17 protein-coding genes are annotated in these 18952 nt (G+C 71.8%); 3 read left to right on the top strand and 14 right to left on the bottom strand.

The genetic code is table 11. The features are described 5' to 3' along the window. Positions 1-3 precede the first annotated feature (3 nt). From QBL25_RS34265 to QBL25_RS34245, 5 genes are all read right to left on the bottom strand, one after another. Positions 4-849 (bottom strand): oxygenase MpaB family protein, encoded by an 846-nt coding sequence (locus QBL25_RS34265; protein WP_409060825.1) that lies wholly within the window; start codon positions 847-849, stop codon positions 4-6. Between the two features lie 86 nt (positions 850-935). Next, complete coding sequence (locus QBL25_RS34260) at positions 936-1757, bottom strand: alpha/beta fold hydrolase (protein ID WP_409060824.1); 822 nt, start codon at positions 1755-1757, stop codon at positions 936-938. Between the two features lie 47 nt (positions 1758-1804). Then, entirely contained in the window at positions 1805-2284 is a 480-nt protein-coding gene (locus QBL25_RS34255) for a hypothetical protein (RefSeq protein WP_409060823.1), read from the bottom strand. A 166-nt stretch (positions 2285-2450) separates the two neighbouring features. Further along, on the bottom strand, positions 2451-3908 hold the full coding sequence (locus QBL25_RS34250; RefSeq protein ID WP_409060822.1) for an amino acid permease: 1458 nt from the start codon (positions 3906-3908) through the stop codon (positions 2451-2453). A gap of 228 nt (positions 3909-4136) precedes the next feature. Further along, on the bottom strand, positions 4137-5948 hold the full coding sequence (locus tag QBL25_RS34245; RefSeq protein WP_409060821.1) for an AMP-dependent synthetase/ligase: 1812 nt from the start codon (positions 5946-5948) through the stop codon (positions 4137-4139). A 125-nt stretch (positions 5949-6073) separates the two neighbouring features. Between QBL25_RS34245 and QBL25_RS34240 the strand changes: the two genes are divergently transcribed. Next, positions 6074-6808, top strand: a complete 735-nt coding sequence (locus QBL25_RS34240; protein WP_409062878.1) for a MerR family transcriptional regulator — start codon at positions 6074-6076, stop codon at positions 6806-6808. A 19-nt stretch (positions 6809-6827) separates the two neighbouring features. Here QBL25_RS34240 and QBL25_RS34235 read toward each other — a convergent pair whose 3' ends face one another. The 6 genes from QBL25_RS34235 to QBL25_RS34210 all read right to left on the bottom strand — a co-directional run bounded on the left by QBL25_RS34235 (position 6828) and on the right by QBL25_RS34210 (position 14675). Continuing rightward, on the bottom strand, positions 6828-7550 hold the full coding sequence (locus QBL25_RS34235; protein WP_409060820.1) for a hypothetical protein: 723 nt from the start codon (positions 7548-7550) through the stop codon (positions 6828-6830). Between the two features lie 108 nt (positions 7551-7658). Further along, a complete protein-coding gene (locus QBL25_RS34230; protein WP_409060819.1) occupies positions 7659-9830 on the bottom strand; it encodes a 3-hydroxyacyl-CoA dehydrogenase NAD-binding domain-containing protein in 2172 nt (723 codons plus the stop codon). Positions 9831-10079: 249 nt separating this feature from the next. Beyond that, positions 10080-11300, bottom strand: coding sequence for an acetyl-CoA C-acetyltransferase (locus QBL25_RS34225; protein WP_409060818.1), 1221 nt, complete (start codon positions 11298-11300; stop codon positions 10080-10082). 48 nt (positions 11301-11348) lie between these two features. Further along, a complete protein-coding gene (locus tag QBL25_RS34220; protein WP_409060817.1) occupies positions 11349-12491 on the bottom strand; it encodes an acyl-CoA dehydrogenase family protein in 1143 nt (380 codons plus the stop codon). Positions 12492-12501: 10 nt separating this feature from the next. Then, positions 12502-13527, bottom strand: a complete 1026-nt coding sequence (locus QBL25_RS34215) for an LLM class F420-dependent oxidoreductase (RefSeq protein WP_409060816.1) — start codon at positions 13525-13527, stop codon at positions 12502-12504. Further along, positions 13527-14675, bottom strand: a complete 1149-nt coding sequence (locus tag QBL25_RS34210) for a CaiB/BaiF CoA transferase family protein (protein WP_409060815.1) — start codon at positions 14673-14675, stop codon at positions 13527-13529. Before QBL25_RS34210 ends, QBL25_RS34215 begins: the two co-directional genes overlap by 1 nt. 185 nt (positions 14676-14860) lie before the next feature. Here QBL25_RS34210 and QBL25_RS34205 point away from each other — a divergent pair, with 185 nt between their 5' ends. After that, positions 14861-16072 carry a saccharopine dehydrogenase family protein gene (locus QBL25_RS34205; RefSeq protein ID WP_409060814.1) on the top strand — a complete coding sequence of 404 codons (1212 nt, stop codon included), beginning with the start codon at positions 14861-14863 and terminating at the stop codon, positions 16070-16072. Here the strand turns inward: QBL25_RS34205 and QBL25_RS34200 are convergent. Both QBL25_RS34200 and QBL25_RS34195 read right to left on the bottom strand, forming a co-directional pair. Beyond that, positions 16044-16769, bottom strand: coding sequence for an endonuclease V (locus QBL25_RS34200; RefSeq protein WP_409060813.1), 726 nt, complete (start codon positions 16767-16769; stop codon positions 16044-16046). The two genes, QBL25_RS34205 and QBL25_RS34200, sit on opposite strands and share 29 nt — an antisense overlap. A gap of 31 nt (positions 16770-16800) precedes the next feature. Beyond that, on the bottom strand, positions 16801-17358 hold the full coding sequence (locus QBL25_RS34195; RefSeq protein ID WP_409060812.1) for a hypothetical protein: 558 nt from the start codon (positions 17356-17358) through the stop codon (positions 16801-16803). Between the two features lie 156 nt (positions 17359-17514). On the opposite strand from QBL25_RS34195, the gene QBL25_RS34190 reads away from it, so the two are divergent. Continuing rightward, entirely contained in the window at positions 17515-17811 is a 297-nt protein-coding gene (locus QBL25_RS34190) for a YciI family protein (protein ID WP_409060811.1), read from the top strand. Here QBL25_RS34190 and QBL25_RS34185 read toward each other — a convergent pair. Next, positions 17808-18938 carry a WD40/YVTN/BNR-like repeat-containing protein gene (locus QBL25_RS34185; RefSeq protein WP_409060810.1) on the bottom strand — a complete coding sequence of 377 codons (1131 nt, stop codon included), beginning with the start codon at positions 18936-18938 and terminating at the stop codon, positions 17808-17810. The genes QBL25_RS34190 and QBL25_RS34185 overlap by 4 nt on opposite strands. Between the last annotated feature and the right edge of the window lie 14 nt (positions 18939-18952).

Raw genomic sequence — 18952 nt, 5'->3', positions numbered from 1 at the left:
GAGCTAGCCCTGCGCCCGCGCCCTGCGCGCCATCGGCAGGTAGCGGAGGCGTTCGGGCAGGCGGGGGACCACCGTGCGGATCACGCGGCCCAGGCGGCGCAGCCGGCGCTCCTGGGCCGCGGACCACGGCAGGCCGATCGCCGCCCTCGCGTCCGGCGGCATCAGGCCGATCGTGAGGAAGCGGCGGAAGCGGGCCAGCGGCGGCAGGAGCAGCGGCCACAGGGCACGCAGCGTCATCCGCAGCAGGTAAGGGCCACGATCCGGCGGCGGAACCGGCTGGTCCGTGGCGACCAGCCGGCGCACCACCTCCGTCTCCTCCAGCTCGTCGGCCAGCACCTTGGCGTAATACGGCCAGAACTCCTCGATCGTCTGCGGCATGTCCCGGTCGTGGATGCCGAGGATCCGCCCGACCTGGAGCCACTCCGCGTACAGCTGCCGCTCCTGCGCCGGGGTGAAGGGGCGGCCCAGGTACGTCTGGGCGTGGCGGTAGACGGGGAACCCGGTGGCGTGGACCCACGCGTAGCAGGCGGGCGCCAGCGCGTGGTAGTCACGCCCGTGCGCGTCCGTGCCCCGGATGTGCCGGTGGAGTTCGCGCAGCCTGCGGCCTTCGGCGGCCGCGCTCTCACCGCCGTACACCCAGGTCTGGAGGGACCGCAGCGACCGCTCGCCGCGCCCCCAGGGGTCGGTGCGGAACACGGAGTACGTGTCGACGCCGGCGCCCACCGCCGGGTGCGCGACCTGCATCGTGAGGGCGGCGGGCAGGGCGAGCAGGGCCCGGACGTCGCCCGCGATGTCCCACAGGACCCCGCCGGGCGCGGGCGGCTCGGGAGTGTGGCGACGGCTCGGCATCACGCGGCTCCCAGGGGTCGGCGGGCCCGCCGGGCGCCGCCCGGTTTGTACGTGTTCCAGTATGCGACCGCCTCCGCCCACGGCCCTCAAGAGCCCTGTCGCGCGATCGCGTACGCCTCCAGGACGAGGTCGACGACCGCGTCGGGCTCGCGCAGGGTCGGGAAGTGGTCGCTGTCCCGCAGCCGCACGAGCCGGCAGCCGGGGATGCGGGCGGCCATCTCCTCGTTGCAGCGGACCACCTCGGGGTGGTCGTGCTCCCCCAGGGCCAGGACGCACGGCACGTCGAGTTCGCCGAGCCGGTCGAAGACGGGCGGGTCGGGCACCTGGTGGGGGTGGACGGCGAACCAGGCCGGGATCACCGGTTCGATGAGCGCCTGGGCCACGGGGTCGTCCCCGGTCCCCGCGGCGGCCGACGTGCGCTTCACCAGGGCCGTGATGCCGGCCAGGTCGCCGGCCTGCGCGAGGCGGCCCACCTCGGCGGTGAACTCGGCCATGACGAAGTCCGGGTTGCCCGTGACGCCGGGGACGAGCAGGGCGAGCCCCGCCACCCTGGCGGGGTCGCGCAGGGCGAGGCCGACGGCCGTGGTGGCGCCCATGCTCGACGCCGCGAAGAACGCCCGCGGCACGTCGAAGTGGTCCAGGACGGCGATCAGGTCGTCGACGAGCGAGAAGGACGCGGTGGGAGCGGGAGAGCGGCCGTACCCCCGCGCGTCGTAGCGGATGACCCGGCGGCCCTGCGCCAGGCGGGGCAGGATCCGGTCCCAGACCCGGGAGTCCGCGACTCCCGGGTGCAGCAGGACCAGCGGCGGCGCCCCGCCTCCCGGGCCCCCTGGGCCTCCCGGGCCATCCGGCCCGCCCGTGTCCTCGGCCCAGACCTCGCCGTCCTTGACCGGCACCATGAGTTCCATGCCGTGAGACTGCCGTGCCGCCCTCGGCGGCGCCAGACCGGCAGGGCTCAGCGGCCGGAACCCGTCGGCGTGGCCACCGGCTCGCCCACGATCCTGGTCGCCAGTTCGGAGGCCAGGGCGGGGACGCGCAGGCGCAGTGCGGTGCCCGCGGAGGCACGCTCGGCCTCGATCACGGCCTTCCCGCCCGCCAGCAGCTCGTCGCGCTCGCGTACGCCGTCCTCGCGGGCGGCGGCGATCAGGGCGGCGCCCTCTTCCCGGGCCCGCTGCCGCACCTGCGAGGCCTCGTGCCGGGCCTCGGCCAGGAGGGACTCCTGCTGGGCGCGTATCCGCTCGGCCTCGCGGCGCAATTCCGCCGCCGGTCCGCCGGTGACCCCTTCGAGGATCGTGGCACGTTCGTCGAGTACGCGGTTGAGGCGCAGGACCATCCGCCGGACGAGGAAGTAGAGGGGGCCGAACAGCACGGCTCCGACCACGAGACCTTTGACGTCCGGGTTGATCGGCCCCAAGGGCATGGGAATGAGCTGCATGCCGTCGACCTACCCGCTCATCCGTGCACAACAACGCACATCTGCACGGCAGTTGAGTGACGCCCGCCACGTGGCGTCACCCCGGATGCATGTGGTCTCCGACGTGACGCCACCGTAGGCGCTGCCACCGGCAGTGGCCGTTCGTCCCCCGCAGTGGGGGTCCGCGTTACTTCGTGAGGCCTGCCGCCTCGCGGTCCACCCTCTTGCGGATGGCGTACCAGCCGACGGCCAGGGCCGCGGCGATGATCGGGATCAGGTAGAGGGTCTTGCGGCCGATCTCGGGGTCCTTCCACATCAGGCCGAGCACGGCCAGCAGGAAGGCGATCGTGACGATCTCCGTGACCGGGCTGCCCGGGAGCCGGAAGCCGGGCCGCGTGATCAGGCCCTCCTTGGCCCGGCGGACGAACGCCAGGTGGCAGATCATGATGATCACCCAGGTGCTGATGATGCCGAGGGACGCCACGTTCAGGACGATCTCGAAGGCCTGGCTCGGCATGAGGAAGTTCAGGCCGACGCCGAGCACGCACACCGCGGAGGTGAGCAGGATGCCGCCGTAGGGGACCTGGCTGCGGTTCATCCTGGCGGTGAACTTCGGCGCCGAACCGGCCATGGCCATCGAGCGCAGGATGCGGCCCGTGGAGTACAGGCCCGAGTTCAGCGAGGACATCGCCGCGGTGAGGACGACCAGGTTCATCACGTCACCGGCGGCGGGGACGCCGATCTTGGACAGGACCGTCACGAACGGGCTCTGGTCCGCCGAGTACACCGACCCCGGCAGGAGCAGCGCCAGCAGGACGACCGAGCCGACGTAGAAGAGGCCCACGCGCCACATGATGGAGTTCACCGCGCGCGGGACGACCTTCTGCGGGTCCGCGGTCTCGCCCGCCGCGACGCCGACCAGCTCCAGGGAGGCGTACGCGAAGACGACGCCCTGCATGACGATCACGACCGGCATCAGGCCGTGCGGCAGGAAGCCGCCGTTGTCGGTGATCACGCTCAGGCCGGGCGTCTGCCCGCCGACGTCGTGCTGGGTGACCAGCAGGAAGATGCCGATCAGCATGAAGGCGACCAGGGCCGCGACCTTGACGATCGCGAACCAGAACTCCATCTCGCCGAAGTACTTGACCGAGATCAGGTTGATCACGAGGACGACGGCGAGGGCGATCAGCGCGAGCACCCACTGGGGGATGTCGGTGAACAGGCTCCAGTAGTGGGTGTAGAGCGCGATCGCGGTGATGTCGGCGATGCCGGTGGTCGACCAGTTCAGGAAGTACATCCAGCCGGCGACGTAGGCGCCCTTCTCGCCGAGGAACTCACGCGCGTAGCTGACGAACGAGCCCGACGAGGGCCGGTAGATGACCATCTCGCCGAGAGCACGCACGACGAAGAAGGCGAAGATGCCGCACACGAGGTACGCGACGGCGAGCGCGGGGCCCGCGGAGTGCAGGCGGCCGCCCGCACCGAGAAAGAGTCCAGTTCCGATCGCGCCACCGATGGCGATCATGTTGACGTGACGGGCCTTGAGGTCCTTGCTGTAACCGGCGTCGCCCGCGTCCGCGGGGGCCTGGGACGCATCTGTGCGGGATGCGTCCGCAGCGGCCGTGTCTACGGCTTCCTTGCTCACGTGGGGGGTCTACTCTCTGGTGCCCGGAAAACTCCGGTGTCCGGATGTGCTCCGGTCCACGACACCCCTGATGTGCGTGGACCGACGCGACACCTTCCCCCAGAGATCGCCCGGCATGCGGTGGCGCACGTCACATAGCGGCACTTCTCACATGGTGGGCAGGGGGTGTACATCCGCTGATCAGGGGGTGTACGGCGGGAAGATCAGCGGGTGCGCGGCCCCCGCGGGTCAGGGGGCGTAGAGCTCGTCGATGGCGTGCGCGTACTTCTCCCGGATGACCCGGCGGCGCAGCTTCAGGGACGGGGTCAGCTCGCCGGTCTCGGGGCCCCACTCCTCCCCCAGGAGCCGGTAGCGCTTGATCTGCTCGGTGCGGTTGAGGCGTGCGTTGGCCGCGTCGACCGCCCGGGCGACCTCCTCGTGCACCGCCTCGCTCGCCATCAGGTCGCCCGTGATCCCCTGGGCGGCCGCCCATACGGGGGCCATCTCGGCGTCCAGGACGAGGAGTGCCACCAGATAGGAGCGGCCGTCGCCGTGGACGAGGGCCTGGCCGATGAGGGGGTGCTCCTTGAGGGTGTTCTCCACGAGCGCGGGCGAGACGTTCTTGCCCGTCGACGTCACGATCAGTTCCTTCTTGCGGTCGGTGAGCCAGAGGAAGCCGTCCTCGTCGATCCGCCCGACGTCGCCGGTGGCGAACCAGCCGTCCGCGTCGCAGGCGGTCGCGACGCCGCCGTCGGGCAGGAGGTAGCCGTCGAAGACCGTCGCGCCGCGCACCAGGATCTCGCCGTCGTCGGTGGTGCGGATCTCCAGGCCTTCCAGGGGCCTGCCCACCGAGCCGAGCCGGAAGGCGGCCGGGGTGTTGATGGTGACGACGCCGGTCGTCTCGGTGAGACCCCACGCGTCCATGATCACGATGTCGAAGCCCGCCCAGAAGCGCACGACGTCCAGGGGCATCGACGCCGCCGCGCTCGCGGTCCACACCAGGCGGTCGAAACCGGCCAGGGCGAGCAGCGGGTCGATGGTCTTCTCCTTGGCCTCCCGGTAGGCCGCCTCCAGGGCGGCCGGGGGCTTCTCGCCGCGCTCGACGCAATCCACCCGCGCGCGTGCCGTGTCGTTCGCCGCCTCGATGGCCTCCCGCTGCTCGCGCGGGAGCCCCGCGAGCACGGCCTTCACGGACGCGGCGAGCTTCTCCCACACGCGCGGGACCCCGAAGAACTGCGCCGGACGCAGCTCGCGCGCCGTCGCCGCGAGGGCGGCCGGATCCGCGCACAGATAGACGTGTGCCGAGCGGAAGACGGGCAAGTAGATGCCCAGCATGCGTTCGGCGATGTGGGCGAACGGGAGGTAGCTGATGTGCTCCACGAAGTCGGGCAGCTCGACGACGGCGTCCAGGGCCACCGCGTCCAGGACGACGTTGCGGTGGGAGATGCGGACGCCCTTGGGGTCGCCGGTGGTGCCCGAGGTGTAGACGACGGTCAGCGGGTCCCCGGCCGCGGACTCGCGCCAGGCCTTCTCGAAGGAGTCCGGGTCGAACAGCCGGCTTCCGGTGGCGTGCAGGGAGCCGTACGTGCGGTGCGCTCCCGCCTCGGCCGCCTCGACGACGACCAGGCGCTCCATCGGGGCGTCGGGGTCCGCCAGGAGCGGCTCCCAGCGCTCCAGCTCGCGGGCCCCCTCGACGATCGCGAAGCGGGCCCGGCTGTGCCGGGCGATGTGCGCGATCTGCTCGGGTGCCGACGTGCCGTACACGGTGATCGGGACCGCGCCGAGGTGGACGAGGGCGAGGTCGCTCAGCCAGTGCTCGGGGCGGTTGCCCATCATCATGAGGACGTGCTCACCCCGGCGGACGCCGAGCGCCGTGTACCCGGCGGCCAGGACGGCGACCTTGCGGCGCACCTCGCGCCAGGTGAGGGTCGTCCACTCGCTTTCGGGGGCGGTGCGCCAGGAGAGGGCGGGACGGTCGCCGTGGTCCTCGGCGTTGCGCAGCAGCAGGGCGGGAAGCGTGATGTCGGCGGGTTCCCCGGGGAGTCTCAGGATCGTGGTCATGACCGCCTCCTGGCGTCATCGACGAAGCAAGTGACTGGGCGGGACGCTTTCACAACAGTGGTGAGACAGCAATACTGTTGCACCGGATCGGTGCACAACTGGGGAGGCGAAGCGCTGCCATGACGATGACGACGACGTCGGACACGGACGAGCCGACGCTCACGGTCGACGAACTGGCCGCGCGCGCGGGCGTCACCGTCCGCACCATCCGCTTCTACAGCACCAAGGGACTGCTCCCGCCACCGGTGATCGGCCCCCGCCGGGTGGGTCACTACGGCCAGGAGCACCTCTCCCGGCTCGGGCTCATCGAGGAGTTGCAGCACCAGGGCATGACGCTGGCGGCGATCGAGCGGTACCTGGAACAGCTGCCGCCGGACTTGAGCGCCCACGACCTCGCCATCCACCGCGCGGTGGTGGCCTCCTGGGCCCCGGACTCCGCCGAGGACACCGACCACGCGGAGCTGGAGCGCAGGGCGGGCCGCTCACTGACCCCGGCGGACCTGGACCGGCTCTCGGCGATGGGCGTGGTCGCGCCGACGGAGTCCAAGGGGGCCTACCGCGTCGACCCGGGGCTGCTGCGCCTGGGCGTGGAGCTGCTGGACGTGCCCATCGCGCACGAGACGATCCTGGCGGCCCGCACGGTGCTGATGGAGCACACCCGCTCGGCCGCCGTCGAGCTGTCGCGGCTCTTCCGCGACGAGGTGTGGGGGCCCTATCGCGAACGGGAGTCGGATCCCGAGCACGTGGCGGCGATGCGCTCCCTGTCGGCCCATATGCAGCCGATGGTGGTGCAGGCCCTGGTGACGGCGTTCCAGCGCTCCCTCAAGGAAGAGCTGCGGGAGTGGCTCAAGGAAAGCTGAGCCACTCCCCGCCCGGCCGTCAGAGCGTGGCGTTGGCCGCGGTGGCCGTCGGCGTTTCGCCCCGCGAGGCCTGCTGCAACCGCGTGGCATAGACCTCGGCCAGCACGTTCAGGTCCTTCATGGCCTCCGCGGACCCGGAGTCGTCCCGGATCTTCAGGGTGGCGACGAACTTGCCCTGGAGGATGACGATCTCCCGGGTGTTCTGCCGCGCGGAGCCCGCGAACCCGAAGGTGACGCTGCCGGCGCCCAGCTTCGGCGCTTGCACGACCTTCAGCTCGCGCGTGTGGGTGCGCACGTAGTTGTCCCAGACGGCGAAGGCGAGCGAGGCGGCGCTCTCCCTTCGGTACACGATCAGTTCGTAACTCGCGCCCTCGGCCTTGTCGTCGCTGCGGTAACCGACCCGGCCGTTGGCGACGGCGCCCTTGCACTTGCCGGTCGGCTCCTTGCACACGGAGGGCGCCTTGGCGCGGCTGTGCAGCTCGGTGGAGACGGTGCGCAGGTTGGCCGGCATCGTCTCGGCGGGCGGCAGGATCGCCCGGACGTCCCTGGCGCCGTTCAGCGCACCGGCGCCCTTGGCGGCCGACCCGCCGCTCGCGCCGCCGACGGTGCGGCCGTGCGACGACCCCGAACCCGACGTGTGCTTCTTGTTCTTCTTCTTGCCTCCGCAGCCCGTCAGGGCCAGCGTCAGGACCAGCACTCCGACGCCGACCGCTCGCGTCGTTCCCCCAGTTGTCCACCGCACAGCGGTACATCCTCCGTTTGTCGTGATCATGCTCTACGGGAGGATACGACGCGGGGGCGATGACCTGCGGTTCCGCCCCGGAGGCAACGGAACCGCAGGTGAAGAGCGTCAGCTGTCGCTGAACTTCTCGCCCTTGTCGGCCTTCTCGACCAGGAGCGCGGGCGGCGTGAACCGGTCGCCGTAGCGGTCGGCCAGCTCCCGGGCGCGGGCCACGAATCCGGGCAGGCCGCCTTCGTAGCCGTTGATGTACTGGAGCACGCCACCGGTCCAGCCGGGGAAGCCGATGCCGAAGATGGAGCCGATGTTGGCGTCCGCGACGGACGTCAACACGCCCTCCTCCAAGAGGCGCACGGTGTCGAGCGACTCGGAGAAGAGCATCCGCTCCTGCATGTCCTCGAACGGGATCTGGGTGCCCGGCTCGGTGAAGTGCTCGCGCAGGCCCGGCCAGAGCCCGGCGCGCTTGCCGTCCACGTAGTCGTAGAAGCCCGCTCCCCCGCTCCTGCCGGGCCGCTCGAACTCGTCGACCATGCGGTCGATGACGGAATCCGAGGGGTGCCCGGCCCAGGTGCCGCCGGCTTCCTCGACGGCGCGCTTCGTCTCGTTGCGGATCTTGCGCGGCAGGGTGAGGGTCAGCTCGTCCATCAGGGACAGGACCTTCGCCGGGTAGCCCGCCTGGGCCGCGGCCTGCTCGACCGACGCGGGCTCGATGCCCTCGCCGACCATCGCGACGCCCTCGTTGATGAAGTGCCCGATGACGCGCGAGGTGAAGAAGCCGCGCGAGTCGTTGACGACGATCGGCGTCTTGTTGATCTGGCGTACGAGGTCGAAGGCGCGCGCCAGGGCCTCGTCACCGGTCCGCTCGCCCTTGATGATCTCGACGAGCGGCATCTTGTCGACGGGCGAGAAGAAGTGCAGGCCGATGAAGTCGACGGGCCGCGTGACGCCCTCGGCGAGCTCGGTGATGGGCAGCGTCGAGGTGTTGGAGCACAGGAGCGCGTCCGGCTCGATGATGTCCTGGATCTCCTGGAACACCTTGTGCTTGAGGGCGGTGTCCTCGAAGACCGCCTCGATCACCGCGTCGCAGCCCGCCAGGGCCTGCGGGTCGGCGGTCGGCGTGATGCGGGCGAGGAGGGCGTCGGCCTTCTCCTGGGTCGTACGCCCCCGCTGCACCGCCTTGGCGCACAGCTTCTCGGAGTACGCCTTGCCCTTGGCGGCGGCTTCGGCGGAGACGTCCTTGAGGACGACCTCGATGCCCGCGCGGGCGCACGAGTAGGCGATGCCCGCGCCCATCATCCCGGCGCCGAGGACGGCGGCCTTGCGGACCTGGCGCGGCTCGACGCCCTTGGGGCGGTTGGCGCCGGAGTTGACGGCTTGGAGGTCGAAGAAGAACGCCTGGATCATGTTCTTCGCGGTCTGGCCGGTGACCAGCTCGGTGAAGTACCGGGCCTCGATGGTCAGCGCGGTCTCGAAGTCGACCTGCGAGCCCTCGACGGCCGCCGCGAGGATGTTGCGCGGGGCCGGGTAGGGGGCGCCGTTGATCTGCTTCTTGAGGTTGGCCGGGAACGCGGGCAGGTTCGCCGCGAACTTGGGGTTGGCCGGGGTGCCGCCGGGGATGCGGTAGCCGGGCTTGTCCCAGGGCTGCGCCGATTCCGGGTTGGCGTCGATGAAGGCGCGGGCCTTCTCGATCATCTCCTCGCGGGTGGCGGCCACTTCGTGGACCAGGCCGTTCTCCAGGGCGCGCCGCGGGGAGTACTGGGTGCCCTGGAGGAGCACCTTGAGCAGCGCGTCGGCGATGCCCATGAGGCGCACGGTGCGGGTCACGCCGCCGCCCGCCGGGAGCAGGCCGAGGGTGACCTCGGGCAGGCCGATCTTGGAGCCGGGCGCGTCGAGTGCGACGCGGTGGTGGCTGGCCAGGGCGATCTCGTAGCCGCCGCCCAGGGCGGCGCCGTTGATCGCGGCGACGACGGGCTTGCCCAGGGTCTCGATGCGGCGCAGGGAGGCCTTGATGGCGACGCCCGCCTCGAACGCGTCGCGCGCGTTCTCAGGGCCGGCCTTCATCATGTCCTTGAGGTCGCCGCCCGCGAAGAAGGTCTTCTTCGCGGAGGTGTAGATGATGCCGCGGATGTCGTCCTTCTCGGCCTCCGCGCGTTCGGCGACGGCCGCGATGGAGTCCTTGAACCCCTGGTTCATGGTGTTCGCGGACTGGTTGGGGTCGTCGAGGACGAGGGTGAGGATGCCGGTGTCATCCATGTCCCAGCGGATGGTGGTGCTCTGCGTCATGATGCGCTCTCCGTGAAGTCTGTTGCGGGCGGGGTGGGCGGCTACTGGGTGGACTGACCTGTGCGTCGCCGACTGCGGATCGTGGTGGGTTGCTCGCGCAGTTCCCCGCGCCCCTGAGGAACCGCGCACTTCGTGCGCTGCCTCCTCAGGGGAAAGCGCGGCGAAGCCGCAGCTTTCAGGGGCGCGGGGAACTGCGCGACCAGCCACGACGGACCTGCGGTCGGCGGCATACGACAGCCCCACCGGCGCTTAGCCGGAGACCCGTTCCACGATCGTGGCGATCCCCATGCCGCCGCCCACGCACAGCGTGGCCAGGCCGTACCGCTTGTCCTGGCGCTCCAGCTCGTCGACCAGCGTGCCCAGGATCATCGCCCCGGTCGCGCCCAGCGGGTGGCCGAGAGCGATCGCGCCGCCGTTCACGTTCACCTTGTCCAGCGAAAGCCCCATGTCCTTCACGAAGCGGAGCACCACCGCCGCGAACGCTTCGTTGATCTCGACGAGGTCGATGTCGTCGATGGTCAGACCCGCCTTGGCGAGCGCCTTGCGCGCGGCCGGCGCGGGACCGGTGAGCATGATGGTCGGCTCGGAGCCGGAGACGGCCGCGGAGACGATCCGGGCGCGCGGCGTGAGCCCGTAGCGCTCGCCGACCTCCTTGGTGCCGACGGCGACCAGCGCGGCGCCGTCCACGATGCCGGAGGAGTTGCCCGCGTGGTGGACGTGGTCGATCTTCTCGACCCAGTGGTACTTCTGCAGCGCCACGGCGTCGAAGCCGCCGAGGTCGCCGATGTCCTTGAAGGACGGCTTCAGCTTGGCGAGCGAGTCGGCGGTGGTGCCGGGGCGCATGTACTCGTCGTGGTCCAGGACGACCAGGCCGCTGCGGTCCTTCACCGGTACGACGGACTTCTCGAAGCGGTTGTCCTTCCAGGCGGCCGCCGCGCGCTCCTGGGACAGGGCGGCGTACTCGTCGACGTCACGCCGGGAGTAGCCCTCCACCGTGGCGATCAGGTCGGCGCCGATGCCCTGCGGCACGAAGCCCGTCTCGTAGTTGGTCATCGGGTCGGCGAACCAGGCGCCGCCGTCCGAGGCCATCGGGACGCGCGACATCGACTCGACGCCGCCCGCGAGGACGAGGTCCTCCCAGCCCGAACGCACCTTCATCGCGGCCATGTTGACCGCTTCGAGCCCCGAGGCGCAGAAGCGGTTCTCCTGCACGCCCGCCACCGTGTCCGGCAGTCCGGCGGCGATGGCCGCGATGCGCGCGATGTCGGAGCCCTGGTCACCGACGGGGCCCACGACGCCGAGGACGATGTCGTCGACGGCCGCCGGGTCGAGGTCGGGGAACCGCGCCCGGATCTCGTGGATCAGGCCGACGACGAGGTCGATCGGCTTGGTGCCGTGCAGGGCGCCATTGGCCTTGCCGCGTCCGCGCGGGGTGCGGATCGCGTCGTATACGTACGCTTCGGTGGTCAAGACAGCAGCCTTTCGCGAAGAACTGTGCAGATGAGGGGTGGGGCGGGCTCAGGCGAGCAGGGAGCGGCCGATGATCTCCTTCATGATCTCGGTCGTACCTCCGTAGATCGTCTGGATGCGGCCGTCGGTGAAGGCCTTGGCCACGCGGTACTCGGTCATGTAGCCGTATCCGCCGTGCAGTTGCAGGCACCGGTCGGCGACGCGTTTTTGCAGCTCGGTGGCCCACCACTTGGCCATCGACGCGTGCACGGCGTCGAGTTCCCCGTTCGAGTGGTCGACGATGCAGCGGTCCAGGAACGCACGGGTGACGGCGCACTCGGTGGCCATCTCGGCGATCTCGAAGCGGATGTGCTGGAGCTTGGAGAGCGGGCGCCCGAAGGCCTCGCGCTCCTTGACGTACGTCGTGGTGATCTCCAGGAGGTGCTCGGCGGCGGCGATCCCCGCGACGGCGATGCCCATGCGCTCCTGCGCGAGGTTCGTCATCAGGTGGATGAAGGCGCCGTCGAGCTCGCCGAGGAGGTTCTCCTTGGGGACGCGTACGTCGTTGAAGAAGAGCTCGGCGGTGTCCTGGGACTTCTGGCCGATCTTGTCGAGGTTGCGGCCGCGCTCGAAGCCGTCCATGCCGCGCTCGACGACCAGGAGGGACAGGCCCTTAGCGCCGCCCTCCGCCGACGTCTTGGCGACGACGATCACCAGGTCGGCGAGGATGCCGTTCGAGATGAACGTCTTGGAGCCGTTGAGCAGCCAGTGGTCGCCCTGGTCGGCGGCGGTGGTGCGGATGCCCTGGAGGTCGGAGCCCGCGCCCGGCTCGGTCATCGCGATGGCGGTGATGGTCTCGCCGGAGCAGAAGCCGGGCAGCCAGCGCCGCTTCTGCTCGTCGGTGGCCAGGGAGGTCAGGTACGGGCCGATGATGTCGTTGTGCAGGCCGAGCGCGAGCCCGGCCGCGCCCGCACGGGTGAACTCCTCGGCCAGGACGGCGCTGTAGCGGAAGTCGGTGTTCCCGCCGCCTCCGAACTCCTCGGGCACGGCGAGTCCGAGCAGCCCCTGCTTGCCCGCGGCGAGCCAGGCGTCACGGCTGACGATGCCGTCCTTCTCCCACTCCTCGTAGTGCGGAAGCACCTCCTTGGCCAGGAAGGTGCGGACGGTCTCGCGGAACGCCTCGTGTTCGGCGGAGAAGATCTGTCGCTTCACGTTCGGCCTCCTAGAGCCAGCCCTTGACGGTTTCGATCAATGCGGCCGGCTCGGGGCCGACGGGAATGACGTTGAGCATGTCGACGCCGGCCTCGCGGAAGGCCTCGACGCGCTCGCGGACGTAGCTCTCGGGGCCGCACAGCGACATGAGCTCGCAGAACTCGGCCGGGACCGCGGCCTCGGCCTCCTTCTTCTTGCCCGAGAGGTACAGCTCCTGGATGAGCTTGGCTTCCTTCTCGTAGCCGTACGCGACCGCGAGGTCGTTGTAGAAGTTCTTCCCCACCGCGCCCATGCCCCCTACGTAGAGGGCGATCTGGGGCCGGGCCATGTCCCGTGCGGCGGCGGCGTCGGCACCGATGGCGAGCAGTCCGCCCGCGACCGTCCGCAGCGGTCCGAGCGCCGGATCGCGCTGCGCTTTGCCCTCGGCGAGCGGGGCGCCCCACACCTGGTGGGCCTTCTCCGGGATGAACAGGGTGGGCAGCCAGCCGTCGGCGATCTCGGCGGTCATCCGCACGTTGGCCGGACCGAGCGAGGCCACGTACAGCGGGACTTCGGAGCGGACCGGCCGGGTGAGGATCTTCAGCGGTTTGCCCAGCTTGCCGCCCTTTTCCCTGGGCAGCGGCATGTCCGTGATGCCGTGGTGGTCGATGACCTCGCGGCGCAGGATGCGGCGGGTCAGCTCGATGGTCTCGCGGGTGCGGGCCAGGGGTTTGTCGTACGGCTTGCCGTGCCAGCCCTCGACGACCTGCGGGCCCGACGCGCCCAGACCGATGATCGCCCGGCCGCCGGAGATCGCGTCGAGTCCGGCCGCCGTCTGGGCGATGAGGGCCGGGGTGCGCGAGTAGACGTTCAGGATCGCGGCGCCGATCTTCATACGCTCGGTGCGCGCGGCCAGGTAGCCCATGATGGTGGGCGAGTCGAAGCCGTACGCCTCCGCCACCCAGACGGCGTCCAGACCGGCGGACTCCAGGGCCGCCACGTCGTCGGCGGCCTGGCGCGGGTCGCCCGCGTAGGCGAGCGGTGCGGAGAGTTGCATCAGCTGTCTTCCTTCGTGGGTGTTCCCGTCAGGGCCGGTACGTTCCAGTCGCGGGCCACGGCCTCGGTGTCCGCGCCGGGCTGGGCAGGGCCGCCGCGCACCTGGGTCGGGGTCGAGGAGAAGCGGGGCGCGGGGGCGGGCTGGGTGATGCCGCCGTGGTCGACGAAGGTGCCGCGGGCGGCGAGATGGGGGTGGGCGGGTGCCTCGCGCAGAGAGAGCACGGGCGCCACGCACGCGTCGGAGCCCTCGAAGACGGCCGTCCACTCCTCGCGCGTACGGGCCTTGAAGCGGGCGGCGACCGCCTCGCGCAGCTCGCCCCAGCGGGCCAGGTCCTTGCGGGCGGGCGCCTCGTTTGCCAGGCCGAGCAGCGCGATGAACTCGTCGTAGAACTGCTGCTCCAGGGCGCCGACGGCCATGGCGCCGCCGTCGGCGGTCTCGTAGGTGCCGTAGAAGGGGCAGGCCCCGTCCAGGAGGTTGGCGCCGCGCCGGTCCTGCCAGCCGCCGGCCGCGAGCATGCCGTGGATCATCGACGTGAGGTGGGCGGTGCCGTCGACGATCGCGGCGTCCACGACCTGGCCGAGGCCGTGCTCGCGTGCGTGGTGCAGGGCCGCGAGGATGCCGACGACGAGGTAGAGCGAGCCGCCCGCGTAGTCCCCGACGAGGTTGGCGGGGACGGTGGGCGGCGCGTCGGCGTCGCCGATCATGCCGAGGGTGCCGGTGATCGCGATGTACGCGATGTCGTGTCCGGCGCGCTGGGCGAGCGGCCCCTCCTGGCCCCAGCCGGTCATCCGGCCGTAGACGAGCTTGGGGTTGCGGGCGTGGCAGGCGGCGGGGCCGACGCCCAGGCGCTCGGCGACGCCGGGGCGGTAGCCCTCGATGAGGACGTCCGCGCGGTCGACCAGGTCCAGGACGCGGTCCGCGCCGTCCGCCGCCTTCAGGTCGACGATCACGGAGCGTTTGTTGCGGTTCGTGATGTCGTACTCGGGATTGATCGCCAGGGCGCCGCCGCCGGGGCGGTCGACGCGTACGACGTCGGCACCGAGGTCGGCGAGGAGCATGGCGGCGAACGGGCCGGGACCGATGCCCGCCAGCTCGACCACGCGCACCCCGGCGAGCGGTCCGTGAACGCCCTTGTCCGGCACTGCCATTGAGCCCCCAGCGCTATGACACAACTGATGTAACACCAGTGATGTTAAGAACGTGTTCCACTCAACACAAGACCCTAGCAAGCAAGCGCTTAGACAATTTGGGGACCGGGCCTTGCGCCGCGGCGCACCGCGCACGCTAGCCTCGGCCACCGACATCGGCGCGCGGTGCACGGCAGAGAGGTGCCATGACCAGTCAGAACGGCAACGGCAAGGAGCGTGCGGCGGACCGCACGCACGACATCGTGCTCTTCGGGGCGACCGGCTTCGTGGGCGTGCTCACCGCGGAGTACCTCGCGGCGAACGCCCCCGAGGGGCTGCGCTGGGCGATCGCGGGACGGGACACCGGCAAGCTGGAGCGGCTGCGCGACACGCTCGCCGAGACGTATCCGGCCTGCGCGAAACTCCCCCTCGTCCGCGCGGACGTGGCGGACCCGGCGTCCCTGCGCGAACTGGCCGGCCACGCGCGCGTGGTGGCCACGACCGTCGGGCCCTACCTGGAGTACGGCCAGGAACTCGTCGCCGCGTGCGCCGAGGCGGGCACGGACTACGTGGACCTCACCGGCGAGCCGGAGTTCGTCGACCTCATGTACGTGCGGCACGACGCCCGCGCGCAGGAGACCGGCGCGCGCCTGGTGCACTCCTGCGGCTTCGACTCGGTCCCGCACGACCTGGGCGCGTACTTCACGGTGCGGCAGCTCCCGGAGGGCGTACCGCTGCGCGTGGACGGCTTCGTGCGCAGCAACGCGACCTTCTCCGGCGGCACGTTCGCCTCCGCGCTCGCCCAGTTCGCGCGGGGCCCGCAGATGATGGCCGCCGCGCGCGACCGGCGCCGGTACGAGCCGCGCCTGGTGGGCCGCAAGGCGTACGCGCCGCCGAGCGCTCCCCGGTACGCGGGTGAGGTCGGCGCCTGGGCCCTGCCGCTGCCGACGATCGACCCGCAGGTGGTGCAGCGCTCGGCGCGGGCCCTGGAGCGCTACGGGCCCGACTTCCGCTACCGGCACTACGCGGCCGTGCGGAGCCTGCCGTTCGCGGTGGGCGGCGCCGCAGCCGTCACCGGTCTGGTGGCCGCGGCCCAACTGCCGCCCGCGCGGCGCTGGTTGTCCTCGCGTCTGAAGCCGGGCGAGGGGCCGAGCGAGCAGCGGCGCGCGAAGAGCTGGTTCTCCGTGCGGTTCGTCGGCGAGGGCGGCGGCAAGCGCGTCTACACCGAGGTCTCGGGCGGCGACCCGGGGTACGACGAGACGGCGAAGATGCTGGGCGAGGCGGCCCTGTGCCTGGCCCTCGACGAGGGTCTGCCGGAGGTGGCGGGACAGCTGACCACCGCCGTGGCGATGGGCGAGGCGCTGACGGCCCGGCTGACGGCGGCGGGGCTCAGCTTCCGGGTGGCGGCGGCGCGCTAGCGGTCGCCTCACGCAGCGCCGCGCGGCACAGGGCGTCCGCGCGGCGCGTCGACTCCGGGAGGCGGTAGCGCGGCGTCAAACGCAGCGTGTGGGCGCAGGCGTTGTCCAGGCTCACGCGGTGGCCGACGGAGACGAAGACCGGCTTGACGCCCTCGCGGGTCCGCAGGGCGCGGCCGATCTCCTCGCCCCCGTCCAGGAGCGGGGCCGCGCTGGCCCGCGGCGCGTCCGGAGCCTCGTAGGTGAACGTGAAGGGGTTCTTGGCGACGCCGATCGTGGGCAGTCCGGTGAGGACGCCGAGGTGGCTGGCGAGGCCGAACCTGCGGGGGTGCGCGATGCCGTAGCCGTCGCAGACGACCAGGCCCGGGTCGGCTTCGAGGGCCTCCAGGGCGGCGAGGACGGTGGGGATCTCGCGGAAGGCGAGCAGGCCCGGCACGTACGGGAAGGACACGCGGCCCACCGCGGTGGCCTCCTCCACGACGTCGAGCGTCGCGGCGTCCAGGACGACGAGCGCGGCGGCGACGAGGTCGCGCGCGTCGTCGTAGGCGACGTCGACCCCCGTGACGTGTCCCCTGCCCGGCTCGGGTCCCGCCTCGTCGAGCACGACGCGGGCGCGGAGCCCGTCCTGGACCGCGCGGGCGGCGGCTTCGTCGGCGGGCCAGTCGGCGGGGGTGTCGGAGGTGACCGTGTACGTCGTCATGGTGCGGACCAGCCTAGGCGGCGGCCGCGGTTCACGTGGCCGCAGGGAACTTCCACACGAACGTCCGGCCGTTCTGCTCGGACCAGTGGACCTCCAGGTCCTTGGCGTCCTTGGGGACGAGATAGGTCTCGCACAGGACGTGGGACTGGCCCCGCTTCCAGCTCTTGACGGACGAGGGGGATTCGCAGCCCGGGGCGTGGTCGGCGGCGCCGACGATCAGGGTTCCGCGCCTGCCGTCCGCGTAGATCGTGGTGGGATGGCTGGCGCGCGGCCGCTGCGTGAGGGTCGGGCCGGACTTGTGCGTGTATCTCACCCGGGCGATGGCCGGGACCAGGCCCTTGGCCTCCTCGGGCTCCGACACCATCTTCGCGGTCTCGGCCTCCGTGCCCAGTTCGACCTTCTGCGCGGTGAGGGCGTAGGTGACCAGGACCGCGCCCTCCTTCGCCTCGCCGACGGCGCTCTGGCCGGTGCCGCGCGCGATCTTCTTCCGGTCCGGGGAGACCTTCTTGTCGCCGCCGCAGGCGGTGAGCGCGAGGGCGAGCACGACCACAGGGCCGACGACGTGCGACGTGGTTCTTCTGTGCAGCAAGGTGGACTCCGGGCATGGTCGGGGCAGCCGCGCGCCACACGGTGGCCCCATGGAGCGGCAGGTTGAGCCGTCAGCATAGGAGTCGACCGGGCGGGGGGCCGTGACCGCCCCGGGCCGGAGCCGCACGGGACGGCGGGCGGCGGTAGCCTCGCGATCATGTTCGTTCTCGAGTTGACCTACACCGCGCCCGTGTCCGCCGTCGACCAGGAGATGGAGGCCCACGTCTCCTGGCTCGACCAGCTCTACGCCCAGGGCGTCTTCATCGCCTCCGGGCGCAAGAACCCGCGCGACGGCGGCGTGATCCTGGCCGTCGCGGACGACCGCGCGGCGATCGAGAAGATCGCCGCGAGCGACCCCTTCGTGCTCGCGGAGGTGTGCGAGTACCGGATCACCGAGTTCATCGCCACGAAGACGGCCCCGGAACTCGCCCCCTACCGGCAGCAGCTGCCCTAGCCGCGAGCGGCCTGGCTCCCCTCCCAGCGGGCGACGCGGCCCTTCTCCCCGGAGGCCCAGCAGGCCCGGTCCCGGGTGCAGTCGACCGTGTCGAACGACCCCGGGTCGACCGTCCGCCAGGTGTGCCCGGCGTCCGTCGTGACGTCCGTGCCGGTCGGCCCGACCGCGAGCGCGCCGCGGCGGCTGCCGGGCAGCCAGGCCACCCCGGAGCGGTAGGCGGGCGGGGGCTCCGCGGCCGTGGTCCAGGTGCGGCCGCCGTCGCGGGTGGTGGCCGCGGACTTCGGCGACGGCTGGCCGGCGCGGTAGTCGCCGCCGACCGCGATGCCGTGCGTACGGTCGCGGAAGGCGAGGCCGAAGACGCCGCGGGCCGGGTCGCCCGCGGGGATCGGCGCGTCGGTGGCCTTCCAGGTGCGGCCGCGGTCCGCGGAGTGCAGGACACGCGCGCGTGCCGCCCCGCCCGTGGCCAGCCACACGTCGCGGGAGCCGGAGCTGACCAGGCACTGGCCGCTCGCCGCGAAGCCCGATTCCCCTTCCTGGGCGGCGGGCATGCCCTTGCTGGGCAGGACCTTCCAGGAGCGGCCGCCGTCGGCGGTGGACAGGATGCGGTACTTGCCGTCGACCGGGTCGCTCATGGCCAGGCCGTGGCGCCGGTCGAAGAAGGTCATGCAGTCGTAGAAGGCCTTCGGGTCGGTGTTGCGGAAGGACTCCGTCCAGGTCGCTCCCCCGTCCGCCGTGCGGAAGACCCGCGAGGCCTCGCCCTCACCGATGGCGAGCACCACCGCGCGGCGGCCGTCGAACGCCTCGATGTCCCGGAACTCCAGCCCCGCGGCCCCGGGCGGCGAGACGTTTCGCCAGTGCCCGCCGCCGTCCGACGTGCGCAGTACGGTGCCCTTCGCGCCGGCCACCCAGGCGGTGTCCCGGCTGACGGCGGCGAGACCGCGGAAGCGCGCGTCACTGCCGCTGTCCTTGAGTTCCCAGCCCCCGCCCCGCTGCTCCGGACCCGCGGGAGCCGCCTGCGCGAGCCCCGTCGCGGCCAGCCCCGTCGCGGCGAGAGCCGTCCCGCACAGTCCCACCGACACCGCGCGGCCCACGGACCGCGCCCACCTCGTCTTCCCCAAGGACTTCATGGCGGGCGAAGTTA

The sequence above is a fragment of the Streptomyces sp. SYP-A7185 genome, assembly GCF_046103685.1.
Classification (GTDB): domain Bacteria; phylum Actinomycetota; class Actinomycetes; order Streptomycetales; family Streptomycetaceae; genus Streptomyces.
The sequence above is the reverse complement of the archived record's forward strand: the minus strand, read 5'-3'. Positions and strand labels throughout refer to the sequence as shown.

What these genes read in the sequence shown, in the direction of transcription:
- QBL25_RS34265 (WP_409060825.1), bottom strand. Translation starts at nt 849, where the DNA reads ATGCCGAGCCGTCGCCACACTCCCGAGCCGCCCGCGCCCGGCGGGGTC.
- QBL25_RS34260 (WP_409060824.1), bottom strand. Translation starts at nt 1,757, where the DNA reads ATGGAACTCATGGTGCCGGTCAAGGACGGCGAGGTCTGGGCCGAGGAC.
- QBL25_RS34255 (WP_409060823.1), bottom strand. Translation starts at nt 2,284, where the DNA reads ATGCAGCTCATTCCCATGCCCTTGGGGCCGATCAACCCGGACGTCAAA.
- QBL25_RS34245 (WP_409060821.1), bottom strand. Translation starts at nt 5,948, where the DNA reads ATGACCACGATCCTGAGACTCCCCGGGGAACCCGCCGACATCACGCTT.
- QBL25_RS34240 (WP_409062878.1), top strand. Translation starts at nt 6,074, where the DNA reads ATGACGACGACGTCGGACACGGACGAGCCGACGCTCACGGTCGACGAA.
- QBL25_RS34230 (WP_409060819.1), bottom strand. Translation starts at nt 9,830, where the DNA reads ATGACGCAGAGCACCACCATCCGCTGGGACATGGATGACACCGGCATC.
- QBL25_RS34215 (WP_409060816.1), bottom strand. Translation starts at nt 13,527, where the DNA reads ATGCAACTCTCCGCACCGCTCGCCTACGCGGGCGACCCGCGCCAGGCC.
- QBL25_RS34210 (WP_409060815.1), bottom strand. Translation starts at nt 14,675, where the DNA reads ATGGCAGTGCCGGACAAGGGCGTTCACGGACCGCTCGCCGGGGTGCGC.
- QBL25_RS34205 (WP_409060814.1), top strand. Translation starts at nt 14,861, where the DNA reads ATGACCAGTCAGAACGGCAACGGCAAGGAGCGTGCGGCGGACCGCACG.
- QBL25_RS34200 (WP_409060813.1), bottom strand. Translation starts at nt 16,769, where the DNA reads ATGACGACGTACACGGTCACCTCCGACACCCCCGCCGACTGGCCCGCC.
- QBL25_RS34190 (WP_409060811.1), top strand. Translation starts at nt 17,515, where the DNA reads ATGTTCGTTCTCGAGTTGACCTACACCGCGCCCGTGTCCGCCGTCGAC.
- QBL25_RS34185 (WP_409060810.1), bottom strand. Translation starts at nt 18,938, where the DNA reads ATGAAGTCCTTGGGGAAGACGAGGTGGGCGCGGTCCGTGGGCCGCGCG.